The organism is Streptomyces sp. NPDC032822 (genome assembly GCF_055578825.1).
In genome coordinates this window covers 1-18,613 of sequence record NZ_JBVIOL010000020.1, presented here as the reverse complement: position 1 = coordinate 18,613, position 18,613 = coordinate 1, and the positions used below count along the sequence as shown (strand labels likewise).

Annotated in this window: 1 protein-coding gene; it reads right to left on the bottom strand. The window is 71.7% G+C overall.

Going from position 1 to position 18,613, the window contains the following annotated elements:
- Positions 1-40 precede the first annotated feature (40 nt).
- Positions 41-18,607: a non-ribosomal peptide synthetase gene (locus ACZ5VD_RS36780; protein ID WP_468684910.1), complete on the bottom strand. Its 18,567-nt coding sequence runs from the start codon at positions 18,605-18,607 to the stop codon at positions 41-43.
- Between the last annotated feature and the right edge of the window lie 6 nt (positions 18,608-18,613).

Below are 18,613 nucleotides of genomic sequence, written 5' to 3'. Positions count from 1 at the left end.
AGCCCGGGTCCCCGGCCGGCACTCGCCGGGGACCCGGGCTTCAGCTGTGCCGCAGACGTTCCAGCTCGGCGCCGAGCAGGGAGCCGATCGCCCGCGCCGGCTCGCCGTAGAACACCGACGAGTGCTTGCCGGGAACCTCGACGATCTCCGGCTCCGACTGGAGGCCCGTCCGCCAGTTCTCGATCGTCTTGCGCTTCCAACTGGACGGGTCGCCCTCGGGGATCAACAGGACCACCCGGCCGTCGTAGGGCCGCATCCCGCGGTGCTGGAGTTCGCCGTAGTAGGCGTACGCCGACCGGTTGACGGCCAGGGATCGCATGACCCGCAGCGCGTGCTTGTCGCCCTTGCGCACCCCCGCCTTGATCTCCTTGCTCGGCGTGCCGTACTTCAGCAGGCGCTTCTCGTTGGCCTTGGCCAGCCGCGTGCCGGGCGGGCCTCCGATGGTGGCGTTGAGATCGTCCAGGATCGCCCGTTCCGTCTCGTCGAAGGCGCTTTCGGGCAGGGTCTCGGCGTAGGGCTGCAGCGCGGGCGCCAGCAGGAAGACACCGGCGACCTCTTTGCCGAGAGCCGCCAGCCGACGGGCCATCTCGACCGCGATGTACGTGCTCCCGGACTGCGCGACGAACAGGTACGGCCCGTGCGGCTGCACCTGGAGCACATCACTGAGGTACGCCGCCGCCATGTCCTCGACGGACTCCGGCGGCGCCTCGTCGCCGGAGAAGCCGCGTGCCTGCAGCCCGAACACCTGCCGGCCCTCCTCGACGGCCCCGGCGATCTCGGCGTACGCGGCCACCTCGCCGGTGAGCGAGTGCACGGCGAACAGCGCGGGCAGCCCGGTGCCGGTCCGGATGGCGACCGCCGACCGCAGTTCCTCGGTGCGCATCTTGATGAGCGGCGCCGCGGCCGCCACGGTCGGGCGGTCGAACAGGCTGCTGACGCTCAGGTCGTGACCGCGGGCGCGCAGCAGGCCGACGATCTGGGTCACCTGGAGCGAACTGCCGCCGAGTTCGAAGAAGTGGTCGTGGGCACCGACCCGGTCCACGCCCAGCACTTCCTGCCAGATCTCCGCCAGCAGTTCCTCGGCGGCCCCCTCGGGGGCGACGAACTCGACCGTGTCGGGCCGGACCACGTCGGGGGCCGGCAGTGCGGCCCGGTCGATCTTCCCGTTCGGTGTCAGAGGCAGGCTGCCCAGCTCGGTGAAGACCGCCGGCACCATGTGCTCCGGCACGCTCCGCCGCAGCGTGTCGCGCAGTTCGTCCGCGGACGGCAGGCCCTCGCCGTGGTCGGCGGGAACGAGATAGGCGGCCAGCCGCCGGTCGGCGCCCTCCCCGTGGACGCTCACCACGGCGGTGCGCACGGCCGGGTGGGCGCTGAGCACCGTCTCGACCTCGCCGGGCTCGATCCGGAAGCCGCGCACCTTGAGCTGGTCGTCGGCGCGGCCGAGGAACTCCAGCTGCCCGTCCGCCAGCCACCGCGCCCGGTCGCCCGACCGGTACATCCGCGACCCGTCGGCCGCGAACGGGTCGGCCACGAACCGCTCCGCGCTCAGCGCGGAGCGGCCCAGGTAACCCCGGGCCACCTGCGCGCCACCGACGAACAGCTCCCCCGCCACACCCTGCGGCACCGGCCGCAGCCGGCCGTCCAGCACGTAGACCCGGGTGTTGGCGAGGGGCGCCCCGATCGGCGGGGCGGTCTCGGGGGCACACAGCGCCACCGAGGCACAGACCGTCGTCTCGGTGGGGCCGTAGGCGTTGAAGAGCCGCCGGCCACACGTCCAGGTGTCGGCCAGGTGCGGGTCGAGCCGCTCTCCCGCGGTGATCAGCGTCGCCACCTCGTCCAGGTCGCCGGGCTCAAGGACGTCGAGCAGCGACGGCGGTACGGTCGCCACGGTGACGCCGGCCCGCGTGGCCAGTTCGGTCAGCCGGTCGGTCTCGGCGCGGTCCCGCCGGGTCGCCACCACCGCCGTCGCGCCCGTGCCCAGCGCCATGACCAGCTCCCACACCGAGGCGTCGAAGCTGTACGGCGCGAACTGCAGCACCAGGTCGTCACCGCCGGTACCGAGCGCGGCCTGCTGGGCGTGCACCAGGTTCACCACGCCCCCGTGGGTCACCTGAACGCCCTTCGGCCGCCCGGTGGAACCCGACGTGTAGATCACGTACGCCAGTTGTTCCGGCCGGGTGACCGCCTCGGGCGGCGTGCCCGGCATCGCGGCCAGCGCCGCCTGCACCATGGGGTCGTCGACCGCGACCGTACGGCGCCGCCCCACGGACAGGTCGTCGATCACCTCGGTGGTGCCGATCAGGACCGGCGCCCGGCTGTCCCTCAGCATGAACTCCAGCCGTTCCAACGGGTACTCGGGGTCCAGCGGCAGATAGCCGCCGCCGGCCTGCCACACCGCGAGCACCGCGACGACCATGTCCACACCGCGTGGCAGGCACAGGCCGACCACGGTCTCGGGGCCCACCCCGGTGCCGCGCAGGTAGTGCGCCAGGCGGCTCGACCGTTCCAGCAGGCCGCCGTACGTCAGCGCCATGTCGTCGCACACGACGGCGACGGAGTCGGGCATCGCGGCGGCTCGCTCGGCGATCAGGTCGTGCACGCCGCCGACCGCGGCCAGGGGTGTCGTGACGTCGTTCCAGTCGTCCAGGATCCGGTGCCGCTCGGGCTCGGCCAGCAGCGGCAGATCCCAGACGCCCTGGTCCGTGTCCGTCGCGACGGCTTCCAGGAGCGCGACCATGTGGCGTGCCATGCGTTCCGTCGTGGAGGCGTCGAACAGTGCCGTGCTGTAGCGGATCTCGCCCGCGAGGGCCCCGCCCGCCACCTCGTCCAGCGACATCACCAGGTCGAACTGGACGGGCAGGGTGCCCGACCCGGCCGCCGCGTCCGGGTCGCCCGGCCGGTCTTCGCTCTCGTCCGCCGTCCTGGTCTCGTCGGCCTCCTGGTACCCGTAGTTGAAGGACACCTGGGCGAGCGGGCTGCGGGACCGGTCGCGCCCGGCCACCAGGGCGTCCACCAGCTGCTCGAACGGCAGGTCCTGGTGGGCGTAGGCGCCCAACGCCATCTCCCGCACCCGCGCCAGCACTTCGGGGAACGACGGGTCGCCGGTCAGGTCGATGTCCAGGACCAGCGTGTTCACGAAGAACCCGACCAGGTCCTCGATCTCGGCCCGGTGCCGGTTCGCGACGGGTGTGCTCGCCAGCACGTTCTCCTGGCCGCTGTAGCGGCCCAGCAGTACTCCGTAGGCCGCGAACAACGTCATGAACATCGTCGCGCCGCCCGCGCGCGCCACCGCCCGCAGCCCGGCCACGGCCTCCGCGGGGACGGTGAACGTGGTCACCGCGCCCTCGACGGAGCGCAGCGGTGGACGCGGCCGGTCGGTGGGCAGTTCCAGCACCGGCATCCCGGCCAGCCGGTCCCGCCAGTAGTCCAGCTGCTCGGCCAGGGCCTCACCGGAGAACCACTGTCGCTGCCAGACCGCGAAGTCGGCGTACTGCACCGGCAGTGGCGCGAGCGGCGAGGGCCGCCCGGCGGCGAACGCGGTGTAGAGCGTGGACAGTTCGTGCCGCAGCAGCCGGCCCGACCACTCGTCGAAGACGACGTGGTGAAGCGAGAGCGACAGCAGGTGCCGGTCCGGCGCCACCCTGACCAGCACCGCGCGGACCGGGTGCTCGGTGGCGAAGTCGAACGGCGCGTTCTTGTCCTGCTCCGCCACCCGCTCGGCCGCGGCCCTCGGGTCCGGCTCTCCGGACACGTCGGCGACGGGCAGCCGGAGCTCGGCGGGCGCGTCGACCACCTGGTGCGCCACACCGTCCGGGCCCGCGACCAGCCGGGTCCGCAGCACCTCGTGCCGCTCGCTGAGGGCGGAGAGGGCGGCGCCCAGGGCCGCGAGGTCGACGGCCCCGGCCAGGCCCATCCGGATCGCGATGTTGTACTCGGTCGAAGCCGGGTCCAACTGGTTGAGGAACCACAGCCGTTGCTGAGCGAACGACAGGGGCAGCACCTGGTCGCGGGCGACCGGCGTCACCGGCGGCACCGCGGCGCGGCCGGCGCTCTCCACCACCGTCGCCAACCGGGCGACGGTGGGCAGGTCGAACAGCGCGGCGAGCGGGATCTCGGCCCGGAAGACCTCACGGATCCGGGAGATCAGGCGGGTGGCGAGCAGCGAGTGGCCGCCCAGTTCGAAGAAGTCGTCGTCGGCCCCGACCCGTTCCAGGTCCAGCACCTCGGCCCAGATGCCCGCGAGGAGTTCCTCGGCCGGGGTGGCGGGTGCCACGTAGGCCGCCGTGCCCCGCCGCTCGCCGGAGGGGTCCGGCAGCGCGGCCCGGTCCACCTTGCCGTTGGGGGTGAGGGGCAGCTCGGTCAGCTCGGTGAACACCGCGGGGACCATGAACTCCGGCAGGCCGCGCCGCAGATGGTCGCGGAGTTCGGCGACCGCCGGGACACCGGTCCGCGCATCGGCGGCGACCAGGTGGGCCACCAGCCGCCGGTCCACGCCGTCACCCGAGGCCGTCACCACCGCTGCCCGGACGCCGGGGTGCGCGACCAGCGTCGCCTCGATCTCGCCGGGCTCGATCCGGAACCCGCGGACCTTCACCTGCTGGTCGATGCGGCCGAGGAACTCCAGGTTCCCGTCCGGCAGTCGGCGCGCCAGGTCTCCGGTGCGGTACAGCCGCGAGCCGTCGGCGGCGAAGGGGTCGGCGACGAACCGTTCCGCCGTCAGCGCGGGGCGGCCCCGGTAGCCGCGGACCACGCCGTCGCCGCCGATGAACAGCTCGCCCGCGACGCCCACCGGCACCGGGTGCAGGCGCTCGTCCAGGACCAGGACGCGGGTGTTGGCGACGGGCGCCCCGAGGAGCACCCGCCCGTCCGCGGTGAGCCGCTCGCAGGTCGACCAGATGGTGGTCTCCGTCGGCCCGTACATGTTCCACACGCCGGCCGTCCGCTCCAGCAGCGCCGCGGCCAGCCCGCCCGGCAGCGCCTCGCCGCCGCACAGCACCCGCAGGCCGGGCGCCCCGGCCCAGCCGTCGCCGGTCAACAGCTGCCAGGTCGCCGGGGTGGCCTGCATGACCGTCGCCCCCGATCGGGCGATCTCGGCGGCGAGGGGTCCCGGCTCGCGCACGGTGTCACGGCCCGCGACGACGACCCGCGCGCCCGCCGTGAGGGGCAGCACGAGTTCCAGGCCCGCGATGTCGAAGCCGAGCGTGGTCACCGCCAGCAGGACGTCGGCGTCGGTGACACCCGGCCGCTCGGCCATCGCCGTCAGGAAGTTCACCAGGTTGTGGTGCGTGACCTGGACTCCTTTGGCCCGTCCGGTGGAGCCCGAGGTGTAGATGACGTACGCCGACCGCCCGGCGGCACCGGCCACAGGGAAAGCCGTGGGTGGCGTATCAACCGCCGTGGGGTGGCCAGGTGTCATGGGGCCGGGTGTCGTGGTGTGGCCGGGCTCGTCCAGCCACACCGTCACCGCCGCATCGGCGAGGTCCGCGCCTACGCCACGGTGGCTGACCAGCACGGACGCGCCGCTGTCGGTCAGCATGAACCGGAGCCGGTCAAAGGGGTGGTCGGGGTCCAGCGGCAGGTAGGCGCCACCCGCCCGCCACACGGCCAGCATCGCTACCACCATGTCCACGCCGCGTTCCAGGCAGAGCCCGACCACGGACTCTGGGCCCACGCCCGCCTCGCGCAGACGGTGTGCGAGCCGGTCCGCCCGGGTCACCAGGGCTCCGTAGGTCAGCGTCGTTCCCTCGGCGACCACCGCCACCGCGTCGGGCACGGCCGCCGCCCGCCCGGCGATCAGTTCGTGTGCCGTGGTCACGTCGGGCAGCACCGCGGCGGTGTCGTTCCAGCCGTCCACCGCCAGGGCCCGCTCGGCCGGAGTGAGCAGGGGGAACCGCGACAACGGCAGGTCGGCGTCGGCCGCCATCGCCTCGACCAGCATGACCAGGTGGGCCGCCATCCGTTCCACGGTCGCGGCGTCGAACAACGCGGTGCTGTAGTGCAGCGTGCCCGAGAGCGCGCCGCCGCTCTCCGCCAGGACGAGGGACAGATCGAACATCGCGGGCGCCGAACCGGCGGCGGCATCGGGACGGTCGGCGGCGGTGCCGCTGTCGTAGCCCTCCCCCAGGGCGTAGCTGAAGAAGACCTGGAACAGCGGCGTCCTGGAGCGGTCCCGCTCGGTCACCAGGGCGTCCACCACCTGCTCGAACGGCAGGTCCTGGTGGGCGTGGGCGCTCAGCACCGTCTCCCGCACCCTCCGGACGACCTCGACGAAGGTCGGGTCGTCCGACAGGTCGGTGCGCAGCACGAGCGTGTTGACGAAGAACCCGATGAGGTCCTCGGTCTCGGCCCGGTTGCGGCCCGCGACCGGGGTGCCGACCACCACGTCATCGGTGCCGCAGTACCGCCCGAGCAGCACGTCGAACGCGGCCAGCAACGTCATGAACATCGACGCGCCGCCCGCCCGGGCCACCCCGTGAAGCCTGGCCACGGTCTCGGCCGACAGGCTGAACCCGGCGACCGCGCCCTCGGTCGAGCGCACCGGGGGGCGCGGCCGGTCGGTGGGAAGCTCCAGCACCGGTGCGCCTGCCAACGTGTCCTGCCAGTAGGCCAGTTGCGCCTCCAGAACGTCACCGGCCAGCCATGCGCGCTGCCACACCGCGAAGTCGGCATACTGCAGCTCCAGCGGCGGCAACGGATCCGGCTCTCCCGCGCCGAAGGCGGCGTAGAGCGCCGACAGTTCACGCCGGAGGATTCCCCCGGACCACTCGTCCGAGACCACGTGGTGCATGGACAGCGCCAGCACGTGCTCGTCGGCGGCCAGCCGGATCAGGCATCCGCGGATCAGTGGCCCGTGTGCGAGGTCGAACGGCGTACCGGCGTCCTCGGCGACCAGGTGTTCGGCCAGGGCGCGCGGGTGTGCCGTGCGGGAGACGTCGACGACGGCGAGCGGGAACGGCGACGGCGGGTCGACCACCTGTCGTGCCTCGCCGTCCGGTCCGGTCACGAGCCGGGTGCGCAGCACCTCGTGCCGCGCCACCACACCGGTCAGGGCCGCGGTCAGCGTCCCGACGTCGAGGTCACCGTGCCAGGGCATCGGCATCGGCAGGTTGTACTCGGCCGACCCGGGCTCCAACTGGTCGAGGAACCAGAGCCGTTGCTGCGCGAACGACAGCGGCAACGCGTGGTCACGGCTGACGGCGGTGACCGGTGGTGCCACCGCTCCGGGGGTGATCTCGTCGATCACCGCGGCGAGTCCGGCGATCGTCGGCCGGTCGAACAGCGCCGACAGCGGTATCTCGGCCGCGAACACCTCGCGGATCCCGGAGATGGCCTGGGTGGCCAGCAGCGAGTGGCCGCCCAGCGCGAAGAAGTCGTCCGCGGTGCCGACCCGGTCCACGTTCAGTACGCGGGCCCAGATCCCCGCGAGCAGTTCCTCGGTGGGGGTGGCCGGGGCGACGTAGCCCGCCACGTCGGGCCGGACGCCGTCCGGCACGGGCAGCGCGGCACGGTCGAGCTTGCCGTTCGGGGTGAGGGGCAGCCCGGCCAGTTCGACGAACACCGCCGGGATCATGAAGTCGGGCATGCCGAGCCGCAGATGGTCACGGAGTTCCCCGACCGACGGGATGCCCTCGGCCTGGTCGGCGGGCACCAGATAGCCGATCAGCCGCCGGTCCACGCCCTCGCCGACGGCCGTCACGACCGCCGAGCGCACCCGTGGGTGGGCGGTGAGGGCCGCCACGATCTCGCCCGGCTCGATACGGAAGCCGCGCACCTTGATCTGGTGGTCCGTCCGGCCGAGGAAGTCCAGCTGCCCGTCGGGCCGCCACCGCGCCCGGTCGCCGGTCCGGTACATCCGGGAGCCGTCGCCTGCGTACGGGTCGGCGAGGAACCGCTCCGCGCTCAGTGCGGGCCGGTGTCCGTAGCCCCGGGCCAGTCCCGCGCCCCCGATGAACAGTTCGCCGGGCACTCCCACCGGCACGACGGCCAGCCGCTCGTCCAGCACGTACATCCGGGTGTTGGCGATCGGCGAGCCGATGGGCGGCGCTCCGGCCGGCTCGTCCGGGTCCGCGGGCGAGATGCAGGAGATGACCGTGGTCTCGGTCGGCCCGTAGGTGGTGTGCATGTGGCGTCCCGGACTCCAGGCGCTCACGACCCGCGCGCCCACCTGTTCCGATCCGACGTTCAGCGTGGTGACGCCCGGCAGCGAGGCCGGGTCCAGGACGCCCAGCAGGGAGGGCGACATGCTCATCGAGCACACGCCGTCGCCACGGATCATCGTGGTCAGCAGGGCGGGTTCGGCCCGCTGTGCCGCGCCGGCCACCACCAGCGTCCCGCCGCCCGCGAGCACCGTGGCGATGTCACGCGCGGCCGCGTCGAAGCTGAACGAGGCGAACTGCAGCACCCGTGCGCCGGGCTCGACGGCCATCGACTCCCGCAGGGCCGCCGTCAGGTTGGCGATGCCTCCGTGTGTGACCTGCACGCCCTTGGGCCGGCCGGTCGACCCGGAGGTGTAGATGACGTAGGCGAGCCGGTCGGGTGTGACGGCGGGCTCGGGCGGTGTGAACGGCTCGGGTACCGCGGCGGGCGCCGCCGGTTCGTCCAGCCAGATCGTGTGTTCGGCCACGAGGCCGCCGGCCACGTCCCGGCGGCCGACCAGGACCCTGGTCCGGCTGTCGGCCAGCATGTACGCCAGCCGCTCCGGCGGGTAGTCCGGGTCCAGCGGCAGATAGGCGCCGCCGGCCTGCCATACGGCCAGCACCGCGACGATCATCTCCGGGCCTCGCGGCAGGCACAGGCCCACGACCGACTCGGCGCCGACACCTGCCGCGTGCAGGCGGTGCGCCAGCCGGTCCGCCCGTTCCACCAGGCCGCCGTACGTCAGTGACATGTCGCCGCTGACCACGGCGAGCGTGTCGGGGCCGGCCGCGGCCCGGGCGCGGATCAGCTCATGGACGCCGCCTGTCCCGGGTGCGGGCGCGGCGGTGTCGTTCCACGCCACCAGGAGCTGGTCCCGCTCCGGGTCGGTCAGGATCGGCAGCCGTGACAGCGGCCGGTCCGCGTCCGCCGCGACCGCGTCCAGCAGGGTGGCCAGGTGTTCCGCCATCCGTTCCACACTCGTGGCGTCGAACAGGGCGGTGCTGTACTGGAGTTCACCGGTGAGGAAGCCGTCGGTCTCCCCCAGTTGCACGGCCAGGTCGAACTTCACCGGACGGGGTTCGTGCTGCTGGTCGGCGTACCGCCGCCCGCCGTCGCGGGGACGGCCGTTGGTCGTCGGGTCGACGGTCGCGGCCCGGCCGCTGTCCTGCGGGTCGGTGGTGTCGAAGCCGAAGAACACCTGGAAGAGCGGGGTGCGGGACCGGTCGCGGTCGGAGACCAGGGCGTCCACCAGCTGCTCGAACGGCAGGTCCTGGTGGCTGTAGGCGTCTAGCGCCGTCCGCCGGACCCGGGCCAGCAGTTCGTGGAACGACGGGTCGCCCGACAGGTCGGTGCGTAGGACGAGCGTGTTGACGAAGAACCCGATGAGGTCCTCGGTCTCGGCCCGGTTGCGGCCCGCGACCGGCGTGCCGACGACGATGTCGTCCTGCCCGCTGTAGCGGCCGAGGAGCGCGGCGAACGCGGCGAACACCGTCATGAACATTGTGGAGCCGCTCTGCCGTGCCACGGCGCGCAGGCCGGCGGTGGTCCGCGGGGAGATCTCGAACCTGGTCACGGCACCCGCGCTGGAGCGCACGGACGGACGGGGTCGGTCGGTGGGCAGCTCCAGGACCGGCATCCCGGCGAGCCGCTCCCGCCAGTGGTCCAGCTGCGCCGCCACGACCTCCCCGGTCAGCCAGTCTCGTTGCCACACCGCGAAGTCGGCGTACTGCACCGGCAGCGGCGGCAGCGGGTCCGGCTCGCCCGCGCGGAACGCGTCGTAGAGGGCCGCCAGTTCGTGCTTGAAGACGCGGTCCGACCACTCGTCGAAGACCACGTGGTGCATGGACAACGCCAGTACATGCTCATCGGCGGCCACCCGCACCAGCATGGCGCGGATCAGCGGTCCGGCCGCCAGATCGAAGGGTGCCTCCGCGTCGGCCGCGACCATCCCCTGCACGACCGGCACCGGATCGGCCAGTCCGGAGAGGTCGGCCACCGGCAGCGGGAACGGCGAGGGCGGGTCGATCACCTGCCGCGGCACGCCGTCCGGACCCGGCACCAGTCGGGTCCGCAGCACCTCGTGCCGCGCCACGACCGCGCTCAGTGCGGCGCCCAGGGCTGCGACGTCCAGGTCGCCGGTCCACTGTTGCGGCGACGGCAGGTTGTAGCCGACCGCGCCGGGCTCCATCTGGTCGAGGAACCAGAGGCGTTGCTGTGCGAACGACAGCGGCAGGTCGGGCCCGCGGGGTACGGCCGTGATGGGCGGTGCGACGCCTCCGGGCGCCGCACCGTCGACGAACGCCGCCAGCCTGCGCACCGTGGGCCGGTCGAACAGCGCGGCGACCGGGACCTCGGCCTGGAAGACCTCTCGGAGCCGGGAGATCACCTGGGTGGCCAGCAGCGAGTGCCCGCCCAGTTCGAAGAAGTCGTCCTCGGCGCCGACCCGTTCGACACCCAGCACCTGTGACCAGATCCCGGCCAGCAGTTCCTCCGTGGCGCCCGACGGCGCCTCGAACCCGTCCGTGGCCGGCGCGGCCGGTTCGGGCGCCGGGAGTGCTGCCCGGTCGAGCTTGCCGCTGCGCGTCAGCGGCAGGCTCGCCAACTCGGTGAATGCCGAGGGGATCATGTAGTCCGGCAGGTCCCGGCGCAGTCGCTCACGCAGTTCGCCGACGGCGGGCAGTCCCGTGGCACGGTCGGCCGGGATCAGGTAGGCGACCAGTCGCCGGTCCGCGTCCTCGCCCCGGGCGGCCACCACGGCGGTGGCGACGGCCGGGTGCGTCATCAGCGCCGCCTCCACCTCTCCCGGCTCGATCCGGAACCCGCGCACCTTCACCTGGTCGTCGACGCGTCCCAGGAACGCCAACTGTCCGTCCGGCAGCCACCGCACCCGGTCGCCCGACCGGTACATCCGCGATCCGTCGGCGGCGTACGGGTCGGCCACGAACCGCTCCGCGCTCAGCGCGGAACGGCCCCCGTACCCGCGCGCGACACCGGCACCGGCGATGAACAGCTCCCCCGCCACCCCGACCGGCACCAGTGTCAGCCGGGAGTCGAGCACATAGACCGTCGTGTCCGCGATCGGCAGCCCGATCGGCACCGCCGCGACCGCCTCGCGAAGGGGTGCGGCCACGGAGGTGATGGTGGCCTCCGTCGGCCCGTAGGTGTTGTAGACCGGCACGGCGGTGCGGTCGAACCAGCGGGCCAGCGCGGCGGGCGTGACGGCCTCGCCGCCCAGGACCAGCAGGCGGAAGCCGGGGCCCAGCGCGTCCCCGGCCACCAGGTACGGGGTGACCAGTTCCCACAGCGCGGGCGTCAGCTCCACCGAGGTGACGGCCTCACGGCGGATCTCCCGGACGATCTGGTCGGCCGACCACAGCTCGGGGCCCCGCAGCACGAGCCGCCCGCCGTGCATGAGGACCGGGAAGAGCTGTTCCTGTGCCGCGTCGAACGTGAAGGACGCGAGGTGCAGGACGACGTCCTCCGCGGTGATCCCGTACCGGCGCCCCATCTCCAGCAGCCGCAGGCTCATCGAACGGTGCTGGATCAGCACTGCCTTGGGCGTGCCGGTCGAGCCCGAGGTGAAGATGACGTACGCCAGGTCGTCCGGCCCGGCGTCCGTGTCCGGGTCGGCCGTGCTGTGTGCGGCGATCGTCGCGTGGTCGCCGTCGACGAGCAGGGTCGGGGTGGTGACGGACGCCAGTCGTTCCTTCGACCGGGCATCGGTGATCAGCAGCACGGCTCCGGAGTCGTCCAGCATGTGCCGCAGCCGCTGTTCGGGATGGTCGACGTCGAGCGGCAGATAGGCCGCGCCCGCCTTGAGGATGCCCAGCAGGGTCACGACCAGCTCCGGGCCGCGCTCCAGGCACACGCCGACCACGTCCTCACGGCCGATGCCGTCGGCCGTGAGGCGGTGGGCGAGCTGGTTGGCCCGGGCGTTCAGCTGACCGTAGGTGAGTTGTCGGTCGTCCATGACGACGGCGACCGTGTCGGGCGCACACCGTGCCTGTTCCTGGACGAGCGCGGGAACAGTGGCCACGTCCGCCGTGGTCTCGGCGCCCGTACCGAGGGAGAGCAACTCCGCGCGCTCGGTTGCCGACAGCGGGTCCAGGGTGCCGATCCTGCGGCCGGAATCGACGACCTCCCGCAACACGGTGAGCAGATGGCCGATCATCCGCCGCACCGTGGACGCGTCGAACAGCGCGGTGCTGTATTCGAGGTCGCCGGAGAGCGGGCCCGTACCGGAGTCGCTGAACGTGATCGACAGATCGGACAACGTCAGCTGCCGCGAGGCCGCGGTGTCCGGCATCTCCGGCCCGGTCCGGCGCTCGTGCTCGTCCCGCGGCGGGGGCGAGTCGTCGCCGTCCTCCTGGAGGTAGGTGAAGAACACCTGGAAGAGCGAGGTGCGAGAACGGTCCCGGTCGGTGACCAGGGCGTCCACCAGCTGCTCGAACGGCAGGTCCTGGTGGGCGAAGGCGTCCAGCGCCGTCTGCCGGACCCGCGTCAGCAGCTCGTCGAACGTCGGGTCGCCGGACAGGTCGGTGCGTAGCACCAGCGTGTTGACGAAGCACCCGACGAGATCCTCGGTCTCGACCCGGTCGCGGCCCGCGACCGGCGTACCGACGACGACGTCGTCCACGGCGCAGTAGCGGGCGAGGAACACGTCGAAGGCGGCCAGCAGCGTCATGAACATCGTCGTGCCGTGTTCGCGGGCCAGCGCGCGCAGCGCCTCCGCGCTCTCGGCCGGCACGACGAACCGCTCCAGCGCGCCGGCCAACGAACGGACAGCCGGACGGGGCCGGTCGATCGGCGGCTCCAGCACCGGAGCATCGGCCAACTGACCGCGCCAGTAAGCGAGCTGCCCCTCCAGCACATCACCGGAGAGCCACCGGCGCTGCCAGTCCGCGAAGTCGGCGTACTGCACCGGCAGCGGCGGCAGCGGGTCCGGCCCACCCCGGCGGAACGCCTCGTAGAGCGCCGACAGGTCACGCCGCAGGATCCGGCCCGACCATTCGTCGGAGACCACATGGTGCATCGTCAGTGCCAGCACATGCTCATCGGCGGCGAGCCGGATCAACGCTCCGCGGATCAGGGGTCCGGCGGCGAGGTCGAAGGGCGTGGTCGCGTCCTGCCCCACCACCCGCCCGGCCACGGCCATCGGATCGGCTGCGCCCGTCACGTCGACCAGCGGGAGCAAGAACGGCGTCGGCGGGTCGATCACCTGGTGGGCGATCCCGTCCGGGCCGGTCACCAGCCGGGTCCGCAGCACCTCGTGCCGTTCGACCACCGCGTCCATGGCCGCGCCGAGCGCGCTCACGTCCAGTTCGTCGGCCAGCCGGACGGGGATCACCACGTTGTACTCGGTCGATCCCGGGTCCAGCTGGTCGAGGAACCACAACCGCTGTTGCGCGAACGACAACGGCAACGCCTGGTCGCGCGGGACGGGCGTCATCGGCGGCGCCTCGGCCCGCTGCCCCGGCCCCTCGATCACGGCGGCCAGCCCGCGCACGGTCGGCTCGGCGAACAGAGAGGCGAGCGTCATCTCGATCCCGAACACCGTCCGGATCCGGGAGGCGAGCTGGATCGCCAGCAGCGAATGCCCACCGAGTTCGAAGAAATCGTCCTCGACGCCGATCCGCTCGACACGGAGTATCTGCGCCCATACGTCGGCCAGGACACGTTCGGTCTCGGTACGCGGCGCCATATATCCGCCGAGCTCGGGACGGGCGCCCTCCGGGGAAGGCAGCGCCGTCCGATCGACCTTGCCGTTCGCGGTGAGCGGCAGTGCGGCCAACTCCACAAACGCGGCCGGAACCATGTGAGACGGCAGAGCCTGCCCCGCCAGCATCCGCAACTCGGCCACCGACGGAATACCCTCACCCTGATCAGCCGGCACAAGGTACGCCGCGAGACGGCGGTCAGTGTCATCGCCGAACACACTCACCGCCGCCGCCCGCACACCCGGATGCGCGGTCAGGACCGCCTCAATCTCACCCGGCTCGATCCGGAACCCACGCACCTTCACCTGCTCATCGGCGCGGCCCAGGAACTCCAGCTCACCATCCGCCAGCCACCGCACCCGGTCACCCGAGCGATACAACCGCGACCCGTCCCCCGCGAACGGATCAGCCACAAACCGCTCCGCCGTCAACGACGGACGCCCGCCATAACCACGCGCCACCTGCACGCCGCCGATGAACAACTCGCCCGCCACACCGACCGGCACCGGGCTCAGCCGCTCATCCAGCACATACACACGGGTGTTGGCCACCGGCTTCCCGATCGACGGCGCCTCCACACTCTCCGCGTCGGCAACCCCAACACAGGAGATCACCGTGGCCTCGGTGGGCCCGTACCCGATGAACATCCGCCGGCCGGCCGCCCAGTCAGCAGCCACCCGAGCACTCACCCGCTCCGAACCCACCAACAACGAACCCACAGCAGGCAGTTCAGCCGCATCCAACGTCCCCAGCAACGACGGCGACACACTCGCGGACGCCACACCACCCGCCACCGCCATCAAGGTCAGCCGCACAGGTTCGGCCCGATCCTCAGCCGACGCCACCACCAGCGTGCCACCGGACACCAACACCGCCGCCACATCGAGTACGGAAGCATCGAAACTGAACGAAGCAAACTGCAACGAACGCACACCCGCGCCGACACCCAGCACCGGACCCAATGCCAGTGCCAGATTCACCAGACCGCCGTGAGCGACCTGCACACCCTTGGGACGGCCCGTCGACCCCGACGTATAAATCACATAGGCGAGCTGGTCGGGATGGGTCACGATCTCGGGAGTCCGGGACGGTCCGGCCAGCGCCGCAGCCATCTCGCGCGGACCGATCACCATCGCGGCACCGCTGTCGGAGACCATGAACTCCAGCCGGTCCAACGGGTAGTCCGAATCCAGCGGAAGATAGGCGCCGCCGGCCTGCCACACCCCCAGCACCGCCACGATCATGTCGACACCGCGCCCGAGACGCAGCCCGACGACGGACTCCGCACCCACCCCCGCCTCACGCAGGTAGTGCGCCACCCGGCCCGCCCGCTCCATCAGCCCGGCATAGGTGAGTGAGACACCGTCACACACCACCGCCACCGCATCCGGACACACCACCGCCCGCTCCGCGATCAGCTCATGCACCCCACCCACACCCGGCAGGCCTGTAGCCGTGTCGTTCCACTCATGGATCAGCTGATGCCGTTCCACGGCGGGCATGACCGGCAGGTCACCGACCCGCTGCCCACCATCCGCCGTGACCGACTCAAGAACACTCCCGAGGTGACCCGCCATCCGACGGACCACACCCTCATCGAAACGCGACCGGTCATACGTCAACCGGACCATCAGCTCACGGCCATACCCCGCCGCCACACTCAGCGGATAATTCGCCTGATCACGACCATGATTGAACCCCGCCCGCAGCCCCCCAGCCGCCGACTGCTCCTGCCCCTCCTCCAACTCCTCCACCGGATAGTTCTCGAACACGAACAACGTGTCGAACAACGACTCCCCGGCGGCCAGATCAGCACAGCCCGCCACCATCACCAGTGGCGTGTGCTCGAACTGCCGCGCCCGCACCTGCTCCTCCTGCAGCCCGGCCAGCCACTCCGCCACCGGCAGATCACGATCAACACCGATCCGCACCGGAATCGTGTTGATCAACAGACCGACCATGGAATCCATACCGTCGATCTGACCGCCACGACCCGACGACGTCACACCGAACACCACGTCGTCGCCACCGGAGTAGCACGCCATCACCAACGCCCACGCACCCTGCACCACCGTGTTCACCGTGAGCCGATGCCGCCGCGCGAACTCCGCCAGACCATCGCGGGCGACCGTCATCGGCAAGGTGACGCGGACCTCGGCCTGGCCCTGCTCACCAGTGGACTGCTCCACCCCCAGCCGCGTCGGCCCGGTGATGCCGGCCAACCGCTCGCGCCAGTACCGCCCCGCTTCGTCCAGATCCTGCCCCGCCATCCACCCCACGAAGTCGCGGAACGGGGCGCGCGCAGCCAGTTGCGGCTGCTGGCCGGCGCGGAAGGCGTGATAGGCCTCCAGCACCTCGCCCAGCACAATGGGGTCGCTCCACCCGTCCATGAGCAGGTGGTGGTAGCTCCAGACCAGTTGGTGCCGTTCCTCCGCCAGCCGGATGACGGCGATGCGGGCCAGTGTGGGGGCGTCGAAGTCGGCGCCGCGCCTCCAGTCGGCCTCCAGGTGGTCCGCGAGCGCCTGCTCCCCCTGCCCCGTCTGCTCCGAGAAGTCCAGCACCTCCAGCGGCAACGGCACCGAACGCGACACCACGGCGAGCGGCTCGGGAACGTCGTCCCAGACGACCGTGGTGCGCAACACCTCGTAGCGGGCGAAGACCAGATCCCAGGCGTGACGCAGGGCCGTCAGGTCAAGCTCACCCTCCAACAGCAGCCCGTTCTGTACCCAGTACACCCCCGGCTCACTGGCCAACTGGGTGTGGAACAACATCCCCTGCTGCAATGCCGTCAACGGGTAGACATCGTCGACCAGCGTCGCCGCCCGCCCCGCAACCAGGTCAACCCCAGCCTGGTCAAGACCCGCCAACGGGAAGTCCGACGGCGTATGTCCACCGACATCCGCACGGCAGCAGTAGTCGATCAGCTCGCCCAGCACCTCGACATACCGCCGTGCCAGGCGGTCGACCGTCGCCTCGTCGTGGACCTGGCCGCCGTACGTCCACTTCATCTCCAGGCGGCCGTCGACCACGAGACCATTGATCTCTATCAGGTGGGAGCGCTCGCCCTCTGCCGACTGGGCGTCGCCCACCGAGCCCGGCCGCAGCCGGAACCGTCCGCCGCCCTCGACCGCCCGGCCCGCGCCGTCCTGCTGTGGCATCTGGGCTTTCTGGCCGAAGTAGTTGAAGATCACCTCGGCGTTGTTGTCCGATCCGGGCGTCCAGTCGGTGAGGTGGCGCAGGAGTCCGTAGCTCAGGCCGCGCCGCGGGACGGCTCGTAGGTTCTCCTTGGTCCGGCGGAGGGCTGCGCCCAGGTCGCCGTCGCCGATCGCGCCGAGCGCCACGGGGTGCACCGCGGTGAACCAGCCGACCGTCCGTGACACGTCGATGTCGACGCCCACGTCCTCACGGCCGTGACCCTCCAGGTCGACCACGACCGACGGCGTCCGGCACCACTCCGTCAGCACCGCGCCAAGCACGCACAGCAGTACGTCGTTGATCTGGGTCCGGAACGCACCCGGCACCTCACGCAGCAGCCGTTCGGTCTGCTCCACCGAGAGAGCGGCACCGAGGTCGCGCACCGAGGCGTTCACGTTCGGTCCGTCGTGATCACGCGGCAGTCGGGAGACCGCCGCCTCTTCGGTGTGTCGCCAGAACGCGGCGTCGTCCGCCAGTTCCTCCGATCGGGCCAGCTCGGTGAGCCGCTCCGACCAAGCCATGAACGACGTCGTCTTGGCCGGCAGTGCGGACTGCTCGCACGCCGAGGTCAGGTCCTCCAAGAGGACAGGCCACGAGATGGTGTCCATCACCAAGTGGTGCACCACGATCAGCAGCAACTGCGGCTTGTCACCGCGTTCGAAAAGGACAGCGCGCAGCAGCGGTCCATCCGCAAGGTCCAGACTCGCCTGCGCCTCCGCGCCACGGGCCTCGACGGTCTCCCACTCGCTCCCGTCGACCACCCACAACAGTTCGGAGGGCTCGGCTGCGACCAGCCGGCCCGTCCACCGGCCGCTTTGACGGACGAAACGTGAACGCAGCGCGTCGTGCTGCTCAAGCACCGCATGCAAGGCAGTCCGCAGCGCTTCGGGCTCGACCCGCTCGGTGATCTCCAGCAGAGCCGACTGGTTGAAGTGCCCTGGTTCGGGTGTCTCCCGCTCCAGGAACCAGCGCTGGATCGGCGACAACAGGAAGTCGCCCACCACCAGACCCTGTTCGGCGTCGATCAAGCTGCGTGCACTTGCCACAGACGCCAGACCGGCGACCGTCTGATGATCGAACAGCTGCGCCACCGACACATGAACGCCGAGTTCGCGTGCTCGTGCGACGGTTTGGATGCTGATGATCGAGTCGCCGCCCAACTCGAAGAAGTTGTCCTCGACCCCGACCCGCTCAACACCCAGCACCTGCGCCCACACACCGGCCAGCACACGTTCGGTCTCGGTGCGCGGCGCCACGTAGTCCACGGCCGAGCCCAGCCGCGTGTCCTCCGGTGCGGGCAGCGCGGCTCGGTCCAGCTTGCCGTTCGGGGTCAGCGGCAACCCCGCCACCTCGACGAACACCGAGGGAACCATGAAACCGGGCAGCCGATCAGCAGTGAACGCCCGCAGCACGCCCACATCCGGAACACCGACCGAGGAGCCAAGCGGCACCAGGTAAGCCACCAGACGGCGATCCGCGTCATCACCCCAGGCCACCACCACCGCCGAGGCCACCATCGGATGCCCGGCCAACACGGCCTCCACCTCGCCCGGCTCGATCCGGAA